At 46.3% G+C, this 13,862-nt stretch carries 10 protein-coding genes and 1 tRNA gene; 1 reads left to right on the top strand and 10 read right to left on the bottom strand.

What is annotated here, in order from left to right:
• Window positions 1–306: 306 nt before the first annotated feature.
• From NG792_RS06060 to NG792_RS06030, 7 genes are all read right to left on the bottom strand, one after another.
• Window positions 307–927: a transposase gene (locus tag NG792_RS06060; protein ID WP_261199821.1), complete on the bottom strand. Its 621-nt coding sequence runs from the start codon at window positions 925–927 to the stop codon at window positions 307–309.
• Window positions 928–1,043: 116 nt separating this feature from the next.
• The gene (locus NG792_RS06055) at window positions 1,044–2,054 is read right to left on the bottom strand and encodes a serine/threonine protein kinase (RefSeq protein WP_261234849.1); all 1,011 of its coding nucleotides are present in this window, start codon (window positions 2,052–2,054) and stop codon (window positions 1,044–1,046) included.
• Between the two features lie 498 nt (window positions 2,055–2,552).
• Complete coding sequence (locus NG792_RS06050; RefSeq protein WP_261234848.1) at window positions 2,553–3,545, bottom strand: RusA family crossover junction endodeoxyribonuclease; 993 nt, start codon at window positions 3,543–3,545, stop codon at window positions 2,553–2,555.
• Between the two features lie 378 nt (window positions 3,546–3,923).
• Entirely contained in the window at window positions 3,924–4,049 is a 126-nt protein-coding gene (locus tag NG792_RS06045; RefSeq protein WP_261234847.1) for a hypothetical protein, read from the bottom strand.
• Between the two features lie 36 nt (window positions 4,050–4,085).
• Complete coding sequence (locus tag NG792_RS06040; protein WP_261234846.1) at window positions 4,086–5,213, bottom strand: hypothetical protein; 1,128 nt, start codon at window positions 5,211–5,213, stop codon at window positions 4,086–4,088.
• A gap of 15 nt (window positions 5,214–5,228) precedes the next feature.
• Window positions 5,229–6,701, bottom strand: coding sequence for an MBOAT family O-acyltransferase (locus tag NG792_RS06035; RefSeq protein ID WP_261234845.1), 1,473 nt, complete (start codon window positions 6,699–6,701; stop codon window positions 5,229–5,231).
• A gap of 417 nt (window positions 6,702–7,118) precedes the next feature.
• On the bottom strand, window positions 7,119–10,118 hold the full coding sequence (locus NG792_RS06030; protein ID WP_261234844.1) for an SGNH/GDSL hydrolase family protein: 3,000 nt from the start codon (window positions 10,116–10,118) through the stop codon (window positions 7,119–7,121).
• Between the two features lie 728 nt (window positions 10,119–10,846).
• On the opposite strand from NG792_RS06030, the gene NG792_RS06025 reads away from it, so the two are divergent.
• Window positions 10,847–11,575, top strand: a complete 729-nt coding sequence (locus NG792_RS06025; RefSeq protein WP_261199815.1) for a rhomboid family intramembrane serine protease — start codon at window positions 10,847–10,849, stop codon at window positions 11,573–11,575.
• 81 nt (window positions 11,576–11,656) lie between these two features.
• On the opposite strand, the gene NG792_RS06020 is transcribed toward NG792_RS06025, so the two are convergent.
• The 3 genes from NG792_RS06020 to NG792_RS06010 form a co-directional block, all read right to left on the bottom strand.
• Window positions 11,657–11,950 carry a DUF4278 domain-containing protein gene (locus NG792_RS06020; protein ID WP_261234843.1) on the bottom strand — a complete coding sequence of 98 codons (294 nt, stop codon included), beginning with the start codon at window positions 11,948–11,950 and terminating at the stop codon, window positions 11,657–11,659.
• A gap of 309 nt (window positions 11,951–12,259) precedes the next feature.
• The gene (locus NG792_RS06015; protein ID WP_261234842.1) at window positions 12,260–13,081 is read right to left on the bottom strand and encodes a tetratricopeptide repeat protein; all 822 of its coding nucleotides are present in this window, start codon (window positions 13,079–13,081) and stop codon (window positions 12,260–12,262) included.
• A gap of 111 nt (window positions 13,082–13,192) precedes the next feature.
• Window positions 13,193–13,264, bottom strand: a tRNA-Gly gene (locus tag NG792_RS06010).
• Window positions 13,265–13,862 lie beyond the last annotated feature (598 nt).

Below are 13,862 nucleotides of genomic sequence, written 5' to 3'. Positions count from 1 at the left end.
GTATGCAATACGCCCCTACAATGTGATTCGGGTATTTGGTTCGCAATGCTTGCGCCCTCCATCCAGGGCGTATGCAATACGCCCCTACAATGTGATTCGGGTATTTGGCTCGTAGGGGCGCAATGCTTGCGCCCTCCATCCAGGGCGTATGCAATACGCCCCTACAATGTAATGGGGACTCATGGGGATAATTGTTTCGTAGGGGCGCAATGCTTGCGCCCTCCATCTAGGGTGTATGCAATACGCCCCTACAATGTGATTCGGGTATTTGGTTCGTAGGGGCGCAAGCATTGCGCCCCTAGTTGATTAAAATCGTAGATCCAGTAACAGTTCTGAATTATTGGCTTGAAATTGAGGATGATCCGGATCTTCTACCCAACGTTGGGGATTTTGTTGGATATATTCTCGAATTGAATCCAGTGTTCTTTCATCTTGGATAATAGATTCATAATAGTTCCTCTGCCAAATGGGAATAGATGGATTTTGACAGAGTTGATTAATTTTTTTAGTTACACTCGCTTTGAACCCGCCAATAAAAGAACCCAAGGAATTGGCTTTTCGATGAAATGATTGTTTTGATAATTTATGGGATAATTCTTGACAATTTACTTTACCTAAAAGCACTGGACTTGAATTGCTTTTTTGCTCTTGTTCTGATTCAAACATCCACACAATTGCATGGAAATGATTGGGCATAACAATCCATTCATCTAATCTTAAGTTTTGTCTCATTTGGGCAGATTTTAGCCATTCATTTTGTACAATTTCCCCGAGTAGATTAATGTGCATTGTTCCGTCCTTAATCTGCCCAAACCAACATTGTTTTTGGGTGGTACATAGTGTAATAAAATAAGCTCCGGGCTGAGAATAATCATAGGAAGGGAGACGGATAGAACGGCGATGATGAATTTCGGGGTTATATTTCATGCGGATGTTGGGAAATCACAAGAGAAGATGCCAGAAATCTGGTTTCTTGGGATAGCCGATCGGGCGTTTAGTCAGTTGTGAGCCAAGCATGACCTACCGGATTGAGATTTATTTGATTACAAATCGTCTCTTTCCTCCACTCCTGGCGACGAGAACCAAGTATCAATAATCGCTTGGCGGATATCTTGACCAAAAATCGTCACAATAAGTGCTAGAATCCCTACAATAAGTGCTAGAATCCCTACATATAGCATATAGAGATTTAGCCGAAAATTTGGATCATGAGGGGGCTGCTGTGGTAACGGTTTGACCCCTTGGGGAAGCGGCAACAAGGCTAAAAACTCTTCAATGGTTTGGGGGCGATCGCCATAATCCAACTCCATCCCCTGACGGATTGCCCAATTCGTTTCAGCACTTACCCCGGGGATGTCCGGCAACTTCTGATCCTTTCGCTGCAAATTCACCCGCTTTTGGGCATTAGGGGGGACATCCCCCGATAACAGATTGTAGAGAGTCGCCGCCAAAGCATAGACATCGGAATAAGGTTTCGCCTGCTCATTGGGATCATAAAGCTCTGGGGGGCTAAATCCATCGGTATTGCTGGAATCAATGGAGGTAAGCGTCTCGTCAAATCCCTTCGTCACGCCAAAATCAATCAGCACTGCCTCGGATTTTCCTGCCCGCAGCATGATATTAGCAGGCTTAATATCCCGATGCACCAACCCCTCCCGATGCACCACCGTTAATGCCTCTCCCACCTGGCGGATATAGGTCAACACCTCCTCTTCTGGCAGGGTTTTCGTAGGCAAACTCGCTAAATCATCCCCCGCCACAAACTCCATGACAATAAATGTCTGACCCCGTTCCAGAAATGAGTCCAAACACCGGACAATATGGGGATGATGGCAACCCCTCAACCGCAGCGCCTCCTTCATCAGCTTATTATTTAACTTGTCCCGTTGCTCTGGGGTCAGTTTTGCCAAAACGTCATCCCGCAGGGTCTTGATCACGACGCGATCGCCTCCTTTGCGCTGCGCCAGATAACTAATTCCCACCCGCCCTTGATTGAGCGATCGCTCCACCTGATAGTGTCCCCCGTGCAGAGTCTCACCCGCTTGCAAACTCATAAATTCTCCTCGACCTGACTCACCTCCTTTATGTTAATCGGAAGTTGGAGCATCGGAGCCAATCAATTCGTGGCAAGAAATCTTGCTGCCAGATCCGGATCGCTGTTACCCTCACTCGGCAAACTGTACCTACCGAATCACTGGGGAAACCGATATATATTTGTTAAATGCCGTGAGATTTTCCAGATTCTTGCTAATTATCTCCATCCTAATGGCTCTAAAATTAAAATGTTTGTGAAAACTTAATACGGAATTCGGTTCTGAGAGGTCTATACAAACAAACCCACACCCTCAAGGGTGGGTCTACACAGACAAAGCCCGCCTGCGCGGGCTAATACAGAAAACCGGATTTGGTATAATTTGTATATAAAGAAGTTGTGCCACGGAATTGCTGTATAAAGTAGGATTAAAATGAAGCTTTGCGGTTTAGACGGACAACATTGTATCTAATTTAAAATATAAGACATACCAAACTGATGACCTGAGTCTGAACTCATGTCATGCTGAAATCAGTTGTGCCATTGATTCGATTTGAATTTTGACGCCGGTTTCTCCGTCGGGGATGTGCCGCCAACTGCCGAAGGGAATCTGTTTGAGGCTATCGGATGAGAAGATTCCGGCTCCGACTAAAGCATCGCACACGCTGCCGATCGCATTGTCGCCATCTCCTCTATGTTTACCCCGTAAGATAATCCGCACGGCTGCTCTTTCAATGGGTAACTGCGGTAAGGGGTTCATCTGATGCACTTGCATGAGGATTTCTCCTTCGGCACGTAGTCTCCATTCCCGATATCGTTTGGGTAAAAATGTGCCATTGGCGGTCACCCGAGGACGCGCTTTGGGGGTGACTGACCCGGGAATCCATAAGGTTAGGGTTCTCACGGTCCGTTGAGCGTCCGGTTCCGTGGATTGCGGTGTCTCTTGGGGTTTAGTTTTTCGCGGTTCGGTTCGCAAAATTCGCGATCGCGTTTCGGGTTTGGGCCGTTGTAGCAACGAGACAAAGGTGAGTCGCTGTGCTGACTCAGACATCAGTTGAGCATTCACAACTAAGGGAGGTTCGGATATCTCTTCCTCTATGGCGGTGTCGGTTGCAGACTGTCCTATTTCCTGGGTTTCTGGCTGCAAATCATTGGGGACCGGGCTTGGGGCGATCGCCGGGTCTTCTTTGACCGAGGGCCATCCCTGGGCCATTTTCATATAGGTTTGTGCGGTGGCCTCTGGAACGTTACAATAAGCGGCTAACCAGACGTGCCATTTTTGCGCCGGGACCCGAAGTTTGGCCTGGATCAGGAGTTGTCCGGCGGTGCAAGCGTGCAGGAGTCCGATCGCCACCGACTGTTGACAGCGTTCGTGTTCGCGATTAATTTGGGCCGCTAGTGCGCTCAAGGGGACCATTCCTGGGGTGGATTGTCCCTGGCGATCGCCTTCTAAGGGCAGCCGGTGGCGGGTTTGCGAATCGATGGGGTAGAAGACGGAGGTTGTCGGTGGCATGAGGAAATAGCTTGGGTGGTTAGGGGCATCGGTTTCCAGACGCATCCGGATATCTTAACCTAGAGTTGAGATTCCTTCCAGAATTTAACCCGAGGATCTGGGCGATCGTCCGGGGGACTCTCGGGGAGGGACCGGATAGACTCTCGTTTTCACGGAGTCGTTCCATAGAAGTCTTCCACAGTTAATCCCGGAAATCCGCACAGTCTCAAGATTTATGCAGATTTGATGGGCCCTTGGTCATTGGTCCTTGGTCATTTAGCCCGCGCAGGCGGGCTTTGTTTGTAGAGCCAGACCCTTTAGGGTGCGGGTTTTTACAAACCCCTAACACCCCAATTTTGTATAAAGTTAATTATATTAATCATAGAGAAAGCGAGCATTTTACTCGGTTTCTTTATGATGAACTCCTCCCCGACGGGCTATATATACTTCGGCGACTTGGGGATGGGCAGAGAACCGGGGACCTGGATGCAGGATTGCCAGCCGATCGCCCTTTCCAAGCGGCACAATCTTCTGTCCAGGTTCCCCTAAATCCAGCCATTCTCAAGGTTTTAACTCTTCCACGAAGGCGATCGCCTGGGGATTGGCATTGGCCCAGGATTCGCGATCGCGCCGGATCTGGACTAGGTGCGGTTCTAGGGTTTCAGAAGTCATCAGGACGCCGAAATCTGGGGGAACGGAGGCCGTTTCATAGTCAAAGAGGCGATTGAGGACGAGATTGCCGACTTCTTGTCGATAATGCGAACTGTCCCAATAATAGGCCATATTCTCGCTGATGGGTTCGCTCGAAATGGAATGATAGCCGGAAAAATCCCAAACCGGGGCAATGGCGACCAGTTCCCGTTTCCACTGTTCAAAATCCTCCCAATGTCCTGCTATGCGTAAGGCTTCCCATTGAGTGGCATGAGAGGGGGAAATAAAGATGTGTAAGTCAATATTTCGGCTGCGACAAATTTCGACTAACTCTCGGAAATCATTTAAAAAACTTTGGGAGAATTTGTAGCGGGGATAATATCCTTCTTCCCGGAAAAACCCATGAATCATGTTTTTAAATTCCTGGGGCAGGGGACGGTCTGGTTCATTATTATGAACATACCGAAACCCATTGTCATGGTAGAGAAAATTGGCTTGCGATCGCCAGCTATTTTTTATCGTGCCTAAACTCGACTGGGTTACCCCTAAAGAAAGGGTAACATTCAGCCATTCTTGGGGGGTGAGGCTATCTCGTTCTAATCGAGCTTCTTCAAAGTCGGCAGGATTAGTTTTATATTCATTGAACATAAAGAAATCCACCCCGAGGACGACGGTTTTTAAATTGGGTTGGTTGGCGATCGCATGGTCAAAATAGCGTCTGACTTCATACATATTCGGACCCACTAATCCTAAATTGTAGGCGGGTTTCCCGTCAGCCAAGGCGGGATGTTTTGGGTCCAGTCCTAAATCGGTGCGGGATGAGCCTAATAACACCGTTTTGGGGGCGATGCGCTTAACTGAACTGGCTTTAAACAGGCGAACATGATTAAATTGTTCGGTTCTTAAGCGATTCAGTCGCCATTGAGGGCTATTCATTACCCCGTATGGATCAATGCCAATATTGAATAAGCCAACGGCTAATAATCCGGGTATGGTGAGGCCAAAAAAGGCGCGGTTAAATTGACGATAATTTTTCATAAAAAGCCCCCTGGATTAAAATTGGAAGTAGAGAAATTCAGAAATTCGGTTCAGGGAAAGTAGACAGGCGATCGCCACGGCACTGAGTCCGACAGCCCATGCGGTGGTCGGTTTAAAGCGTTCGACTATTTGTTGGGTATTGGGTAATAAAACCGCTCCCATTAATACCACTCCCAATATTACAAAACTTTGGCGGTAATTCGGTGGGAGAGCAGGGAGTTGAGCGACTTCTCGAAACTGCACAACGGATTGAGGTAACCAGCCTAATAAGGGTTGAAAATCGGGGGTTAAAATAATTCCTTTTAAGCCAAGGGCGGCTTGGATAATTTGTCCCGCTTGGGTGATATTTTCGGCGCGAAATACGACCCAACTCAAGACGACGGCGATAAAGGTAATAACCCAGGCGATCGCCCCGGGCATTTTCAGTCCCAAGCGTCGCCAGCCGTGATTGATGACTAGAAAAGTGCCATGCAACCCGCCCCAGAGAATATAGGTCCATCCCGCCCCATGCCATAATCCACCGAGTAGCATGGTAAGCAGCAGATTGATGTATCGGCGCACTTCTCCTCGCCGACTGCCTCCGAGAGCAATGTAGAGGTAATCTCGCAGAAAGAAAGATAAGGTAATGTGCCACCGTCGCCAGAAGTCTACGATGGAGGTGGATTTATAGGGAGAATTAAAGTTAAACGGCAGGCGGAAGTTAAACATCCATCCTAAGCCGATCGCCATATCGGAATAGCCTGAAAAATCAAAATAAAGTTGTAACGTATAGGCGATCGCACCCACCCAGGCTTCGATGAAGGTGAGGGAATCGGCTTGTGCAAATACGGCCCCCACCCAAGGGGATACCGTATCTGCAATTAGCACTTTTTTACCTAATCCTAGGATAAAAAAGCTTAAACCAATGGCGACATTTTTATGAGAAAAAACGAACTGCCTAAGCTTTTTAAATTGCGGAATGAGTTCGTCATGTCGTAAAATCGGCCCCGCAATCAGTTGGGGAAAGAATGTGACAAATAGGCTATAAGACACTAAGTCATATTGAGCATCTTTAGTTTGTCCGCGATAGGCATCGACTAAATAAGCAATTTGAGTGAAGCTATAAAAGGAAATTCCTAACGGGAGTTCGATGGCAGGAACCGGAAACTGGGTTTGAAATAGGCCATTGATAGAGGCAATCAAAAACCCTGCATATTTGTAATAACCCAGAATACCTAAATTAAAAAAAACTCCGGCCCATAATAAAATTTTGGCCTTTGGGGTTCCGGTTTGCACCCCATCTATCCACCGTCCAAAGTAATAGTTACCCAGGATAGAAATTAGCAATAGGGGGATGTAACTGATTCCCAAGTATCCATAAAAAACGAGGGAGGCTAACAGAAGCCATAGTGTTGCAGCCTTGACCTGACGATAGGCGCTCAACCCGAAGTAAACAATCAGGGCAAGGGGTAAAAAGATAAAGATGAATTCGTACGAGTTGAATAACAAGGTCTTTTCTGATGTTTTATTTCAACAGGTTTAGTGTGCCAGAAACTTTTTAGCTCGTCATCTGCTCTCAGGGGTTGTGTAATTGGCAAATTTGAAGTAAGATGTCACTTTTGGTGCTTTAAAGTTATATAAGAGTCCTTAATCAATGGTATTATGGATGCCCGGTCAAGACCCTCCTCTGTGCCTTCGCCTAGGGTGACGTCGGGGCAGCACATCTTCCTCGCTGGGTGGGTTACAACTCATTTAAGATTACTATGGCACGTCTAAATCAGTCTGCTCAAAGAATTGAGGAGTGGGAGCATTTTGCTCCGTACTGCTTCTATAAAGCAAGATGCTCTCACTCCTGCAGGGGGAATTGTCCCATTCATTTAGATGCCCTATCGTTTGTTGCTAAAGTAACAAACGATAGGGTATTGATTAAACGAGGATAAAATCATCAGCGTTAATCAGGGTGGCATGGATACCGCGAAGGATTGCCAAGGATTCCCCGGTATTGGCGATCGCAATCTGAGTCTGACTGGCATCACTGCCAGGGGAAATGACAAGCTGCTCAAACTGCAATCCGTTAGTGAGTCCGATGCGATCGCTACCGCTTTCAAAGTCCGCGATCGTGTTTGTTCCTTCCCCGGACGCTAAAATAAAGGTATCTTCACCCGCACCCCCGATCAGCCAGTCATTACCCTCACCGCCTCGGATCTTATTCGATGCATCATTTCCGATGAGAGTATCATCATAAGCGGAACCGATGATATTTTGCACATCAGTGAGGCTCTCTTCACCGCTGGGTAACATCCGAATTTCGGAATACCATTCATCTGCGAGTTTATCATATCCACTAGCATTTAGGTGAATACCATCCTTGTCATAGTCTCCGGCGACGAAGGGCAAATTAAACATATCCACAAACCGGATATTTGGGTTATTGTTGGCGCGGGGTGCAACAACAAATTTCTCTACTTTTTGACTAAATTCCTGGGTCCGCTGTTGCAAAGTTGGCTCATTAGAAATATGGGGAATAATGGAACTGACTAGCACTTGGACTTCGGGCATTCTTGTGATAATCCGGTCCACTAGAATTCCTAGGTCGGTGAGGGCTGTTTCTACAGGTTTGTTTTGAAGAATATCATTCGTACCCGCCATTAATAAAATCGCATCGGGTTGGGCGTAATTTAACGCATTTTCTATGGTCGAATAAAGGGGGGCTGCGGGCTGATTAAATCCCGAAAAGTTGTTGCTATTTTCAATGAGTTGAGGGATAGTAAATCCACCCCTGCCTTCATGGTCTCTATCAATATCTTCCGGTCCACTTTTAGCTTGCCCCACAAAATCGATATTAAACCCATTATCTACCACTAATCTTTCCCACAGGCGGGTTCGATATCCCCCAATACTTGCTTGATTAGGATAGCCCCTTGTATTGGAATCTCCTAAAGGCAAAATCTTGAAAGGAACATCCTCATCGGTGGTAAATAAACGGGTAACAACGCCTTCTGACAGGTCGGCAATAATCCCACTCGCCGCGTCAGAATAATTGGCGGTGGTGCTGATTTCACTGTCATCACCGCTACCATCATCCCCTTCCTCATCCACAGGATCATCCTCTATTTCGCCACTGGTATCCTCCCCCTGTTCATCTTCAATAGGGGGAGTTTCATCCTCGTCAGGGATGGGTTCCTCCTCTTCTTCGTCTGTTTCCGGAGGAACATCCGGTTCTAAATTCGATGGTTCTTCTTCGTCTGTTTCCGGAGGAACATCCGGTTCTAAATCCGAGGGTTCTTCTTCTTCGATTTCTGAGGAAATATCCGGTTCTAAATCCGATGGTTCCTCTTCCTCTGTTTCCGGAGGAACATCCGGTTCTAAATCCGAGGATTCTTCTTCGATTTCTGAGGCAATATCCGGTTCTAAATCCGAGGGTTCCTCTTCTTCGATTTCTGAGGAAACATCCGGTTCCAAATCCGAAGGTTCTTCTTCTTCGATTTCTGAGGAAATATCCGGTTCCAAATCCGATGGTTCTTCTTCCTCGGTTTCCCGAGGAACATCCGGTTCCAAATCCGATGGTTCTTCTTCCTCTGTTTCCCGAGGAACATCCGGTTCTAAATCCGAGGATTCTTCTTCGATTTCTGAGGAAATATCCGGTTCTAAATCCGAGGGTTCCTCTTCTTCAATTTCGCTCAATTTGTCGTCATTGAAGATAATCGATTCGGGCTGTTGCTGTTCTGGGAGGGTCACCATAACGGGATTAGTTAGCTCAATTTTTGCCCCTCCGGTTGGGTTGCTTAAAAGGAGAGAAAAGGTGCTTTTAAGGTCTTCTTGTTTATTTTTAATCAGGGGAATTGTCACAGTTTTTGCTGTTTCTTCCTCGTTAAAGGGGAGAATAGCAGAGGTGGTTTCAGAAGTTGCTGAAGCTGTTGTTATGCCCTTGTGGAGGGTAACTGTAACGCTGACTTTTTTATGAAGAGCATTCTGGCGAATTAAGGTAATTTCTAGGGCGGGGGTATTATCGTCTAGGACGGTATAGCGAATCGTACTGAAGGCGATCGCCGCCGAAGAGGGGTTGGGTTTAATAGGAGAAACTTTTTCACCGGGAGAAACCACATCGGTAGGAGAAGTGTCCTCAAGAGGTAGAGAGGGGTTTATCCGGGGGTTTTGAGGGGGTAAGGATGGGAGGGGTGGTTGAGAATATGGCCAAAAATTATCGCGGGCGATCGCCTCGGGAGGGATATTTTTGACAATGGCTAAATACTCTTGAGTCATTGTATCTTGAATGATAGTATCCCCTGCATTTTCCCCGGTATCCGCAAAAATATTCAATTCATCAAATGTCAGTTCCCCCAGCAGTTCAATTAAGTCTTGACCCGGGGTAAAGTCCATAATCCAGTCTGCATGATCCAGGGTCGGTCCTCCGGTACTGAGAAATCCGGGAACATCAAACCGCCTGCCAATTTGAAAGCGATTTTGTCCTTCACCGCCAGAGAGGGTATCGCTTCCTAAGTCACCCGATAAAAGATCATTTCCGCCATTGCCTTCCAAGCGATCGCTATCTTTACCCCCATAGAGGGTATCGTCTCCATCACCGCCATAGAGGGTATCATCTGCTTGATTTCCAAAGATTAGATCATCTCCGGAACCCCCTATTAAAAAGTCCTCTCCTTCCCAGTCTTCTGCGATCAGATGACCCGTTCCTCCAGACAGGGTGTTATTACCGCTTCCCCCATAAATAGTATCGTTGCCGACATCACCAATTAATAAATCATCTTCGGAACCTGCCAATAGCAAGTCGTTGGGTGAATCACTGGCGATCGCATCATCGGTTCCCACTCTGATTGGGGTATTGTTCCCTACTAGCGATCGCCGGATATCTGCTTCAGACAGTCCCGCTAGAATTTCATAAATTGATGAATCATTACTCCATACCATAGGAATTTTCTCCTTGATGTTTAAGAAAGGGGGTTCAAACAAGAATTTTAAAATTAGGTCAAAAACCTTCTAAATCTGGTTAAAGTGTTTTTTGGGGAAGTGTCGAGGGATGTAAATAGGCTACACTGGATTTAGTTAAATGGACGTTGAATTTCCTTCGGGGTCACTCATCAATCTATCTCTTTAGATCTACCCTCTGAGGGGGGGGAAGTATATCTATCTCTCGAAAGATTATAAAAAATGACCTTAATCTCCTTACACCGAAAGCTGTAGGAAGGAGAATGGGTCAATCAACAAGAAAGAGTGCTATCAGTGGCGCGACTCGGAGTTTAAATTTTTACCAAATTTAGACAAAATTTATATAAATTTTTGATAAAGATATAAATTAAATCATTAAAAATTTCGTAAAGTGGAGTCAAAAAAGTCCCTCTCTAGGGAAACAATATTTTTTTTTCTACAGAGGTTAAAATAGGAGCAGCAGGCTGAAACCAGAGAAGAGAGAGGAGGCCCAAGGGAAAAACAGAGAAATTGGGGGTTCAGGGGCGATCGCCAGCTCGGGTTATTCTCACAAAGCCCGGTACGGCATCTACCCAAAGGAGTAAATTTTTCATAAAGTGAGGCGATCGCCCCAGGGTCACAAAACAGAAAGCGTCACCCTGAAATATCACCCCCCCGTTTTTACGTCCATAATAGGGAGTCAAGATAGAGAAAAATCATAAAATCCAGCCATGATCCCTATTGATGATAATCTCCCCAATCGTTATCCCCCCTTGGCAACCTACGGCCTCATCGGGTTAAATGTGGCCCTGTTTGTGATGGAACTCAAACTAGAGGCAACGGGCCAACTCGGGGCCTTTTTGCAAAGTTGGGGCGTCGTCGGCGATCGCATGACTTCTGTAGTCACCGATGCGATTCGGAATCCCAGTCCTGCTGCTTGGGTGGCCTTAATTGTCATGTCTGCCGGTCCCTTGCTGTTTTCAATGTTTCTCCACAGCAGTTTTAGTCAAATTTTGGGGAATATGCTGTTCTTGTGGGTGTTTGGGAAGCGGATTGAAGAGATTCTCGGACATGGCCGGTTCTTGCTGTTTTACGTCTTGTGTGGCATCCTCACCGCGATCGCCCAGGTGGCGATCGCCCCGAACTTAGCAGTCCCCGTCGTCGGGGCTAATGGCGCAGTTTCGGCCATTTTGGGCGCTTATTTATTGAACTTTCCCAAAGCTAAAATCGAAACCCTCTTACCCTTATTCATCCTGTTTATTCCTATCGAAGTTCCCGCCTTATTTTATGTGATGTGGTGGTTTATTCAACAGGCATTTTATGGCATTGGTCAACTCACCGTCCTGAGAATGGTCAACCCCACTAGCTTGGGTTATTGGGCGACGGGAGTCGGATTATTTATAGGGGCAGGATTAGTTTCCCTGTTAGTTAAATATAAACCTAAGACGGCTATTTATTAACCCAAACATTGCCTAAACTGGCCTGTAATGTAAAAAAAGGAGGAAGAGCAATCCCTATCCTCCTTGGAAATATAAAAACGTTTAAAACTGGGATAATTTATGGCTTTTTAAAGCTTGCTGGTTAACAGGTGTATGCTGGAGATTTAACCGGAAATCGGGGCAATTTTCCGCATTTGGACCGTGGGGATGTATGGCACAGAGTAAGTGGGGATCTCCGGAGTAAAAGTGACAGCGATCGCACTCCCCGCATTGTTCTGATAAATCCCCTTGTTGGAACTGCCAAGACTTACCCCGATAGGTTCCAGAAATTTCCCCCGGTGGGGTTTTCACGGGAGGCGTTAAATCATAGCTGACACCACGATAATAAAGTTTCATCAATCTCACCTGTTAGCGATCGAGCAGTTCATGAATTCCTCAGCAAAAAAAGGCTTCACCCCAACTCTACCCTCGGGTAGATGTCAAAAAATTGGAATTGAGGTAGACTTCCTAAATCTGCAACTCATTTCTTCATTTCCTCGATCTTGACATCAGGAAACCGGCGATCGCACCGATCCCCAGTATGAGTTCCAGTCAATTTTGTGGAAAATTTCCCACCGACTCCCCCGATTTCTGAGTATCCGGGGTGCGATCGGTCCAAAAGTCGGTGCATTCTCAATCCAGAACGCACAGCATTACCCCTATCCCTCAAAATAGCAGCGTCATTAAATTCCGTCGATAAACCTTCGTCAGAGTATGGTCATTTCCCAGTAGCTCAAAAATAGACAGCATGGCTTTTCTGCCTCCATCCTTTTTATAACTGCGATCGCTTTCCACAATTTTTAGGAAAAGTTGCAACGCCTCCTCATAGTTTCCTGCTACAGTCAAACAAGATGCCTGAGAAAATATCCGGTCCAATTCACTCTCTCCTGAAGGATGATTACATTCCTTTTTAAACTCAAGTAACGCCTTCACTGCTTGCGCTTGCGCAAAAAATTCCGGTTCATCGGATTGAATTCCCTCTAAAAGTTCCTCAACCTTTCCCAACTCATCCTGACTGATATAGAACTTTGCCGCTTCTAATCGTAACCGTCTATTCAGGGGATATTTTGTTAACAGGGATGCAAACATCACCTCAGCTTCGGTGCGCTTTTCCCCTAAAAGTAACTGACGAATCGCCTCCAGTCCTTCGTCTAAACTCGACTTAATATCACAATTTGCTAAAAATTCTCGCAATTGGGGTTCCGGTAACACCCCCACAAACCCATCCAAAACTTCCCCATTTCGGATGATTTTTACATCGGGTACTCCTTCCACCCGAAATGCTTGTGCTAGATATTGATTTTCATCAATATTTACCTTTGCCACCACACAATCATATTCCAAGGCGACCTTTTCCAACATCGGTTTTAACATCTGACAAGGACCACACCAAACCGCATAAAAGTCCACGATCGCCGGAAGTTCATAAGACTTTTCTAAGACTTCTTGCTCAAAGTTGTGGTCATAGACCTCAATCGAATATCCCATCGTTTCTTCTGAGTTGCTAAACTGCGAATCCTCCCATTGTAGTGAAACCTGGGAAAGCAGGAAAGCTACTCGCTACCCTAGGCGCAAACCATAAAAGGGAGCCGCACAAAAAGCGGGCGATGGGACTCGAACCCACGACGTTCAGCTTGGGAAGCTGACATTCTACCACTGAATTACGCCCGCGTCAAGTCATTTGTTACAAACTGCTACTTTTTAGCACTGAAGTTATAACTTTAGACTAGAGAACCATTATATAACCATTGCCCCCAGGTTTGTCAAGGGGTCAGTTAAATTTTTCCTCCCAGACACCGCCCAGTTCAGCCCGAGGCCCTCCACTGTTCAACGTCCGGGCTTGCTGCCGTTATCCTTGCTCCTGTTCAATAGACTTCTTGCAAAATTCTTTAAAGCCCCCCTTGGAAAGGGGGGTTAGGGGGATCAATCCTTTGTTTGCAAGAGATCTAATATCACGACTTGCTATCGTTATCCCCCATTGGCAGTTTGAGAGTGACTTCAACATGAGAATTATGGCTGTCCTTAAGTTCGGATGCCTACCCTATCCCCAGCTAAATTGATAGGAAAATGCCGTATTCCTTCCGGGTGAATTTACTTTCAGAAAGTCCCCCAAATAACAAGTGCCTGTTATTTTGGGGTGGTATTCACACAATCAGTAATTGTCCCCCAGAAAACCGTAAAATTTAGGAAATTCCCGGTAGGGGAATGGTCCTGAGCGGCGGTATGTACTCACTTGATCCTGCGCGATCGCCTCGGTGACGGAAGGAAC

It is taken from the genome of Laspinema olomoucense D3b, from assembly GCF_025370785.1.
Classification (GTDB): Bacteria; Cyanobacteriota; Cyanobacteriia; order Cyanobacteriales; family Laspinemataceae; genus Laspinema; species Laspinema olomoucense.
Note: the sequence above shows the minus strand (reverse complement) of the source record. Positions and strands in the feature narration are given on the sequence as shown.

Bases quoted from the DNA above. Each gene is read 5' to 3' on its own strand.
- NG792_RS06060 (WP_261199821.1), bottom strand. From the start codon at position 927: ATGAAATATAACCCCGAAATTCATCATCGCCGTTCTATCCGTCTCCCT.
- NG792_RS06055 (WP_261234849.1), bottom strand. From the start codon at position 2,054: ATGAGTTTGCAAGCGGGTGAGACTCTGCACGGGGGACACTATCAGGTG.
- NG792_RS06050 (WP_261234848.1), bottom strand. From the start codon at position 3,545: ATGCCACCGACAACCTCCGTCTTCTACCCCATCGATTCGCAAACCCGC.
- NG792_RS06040 (WP_261234846.1), bottom strand. From the start codon at position 5,213: ATGAAAAATTATCGTCAATTTAACCGCGCCTTTTTTGGCCTCACCATA.
- NG792_RS06030 (WP_261234844.1), bottom strand. From the start codon at position 10,118: ATGGTATGGAGTAATGATTCATCAATTTATGAAATTCTAGCGGGACTG.
- NG792_RS06025 (WP_261199815.1), top strand. From the start codon at position 10,847: ATGATCCCTATTGATGATAATCTCCCCAATCGTTATCCCCCCTTGGCA.
- NG792_RS06020 (WP_261234843.1), bottom strand. From the start codon at position 11,950: ATGAAACTTTATTATCGTGGTGTCAGCTATGATTTAACGCCTCCCGTG.
- NG792_RS06015 (WP_261234842.1), bottom strand. From the start codon at position 13,081: ATGGGATATTCGATTGAGGTCTATGACCACAACTTTGAGCAAGAAGTC.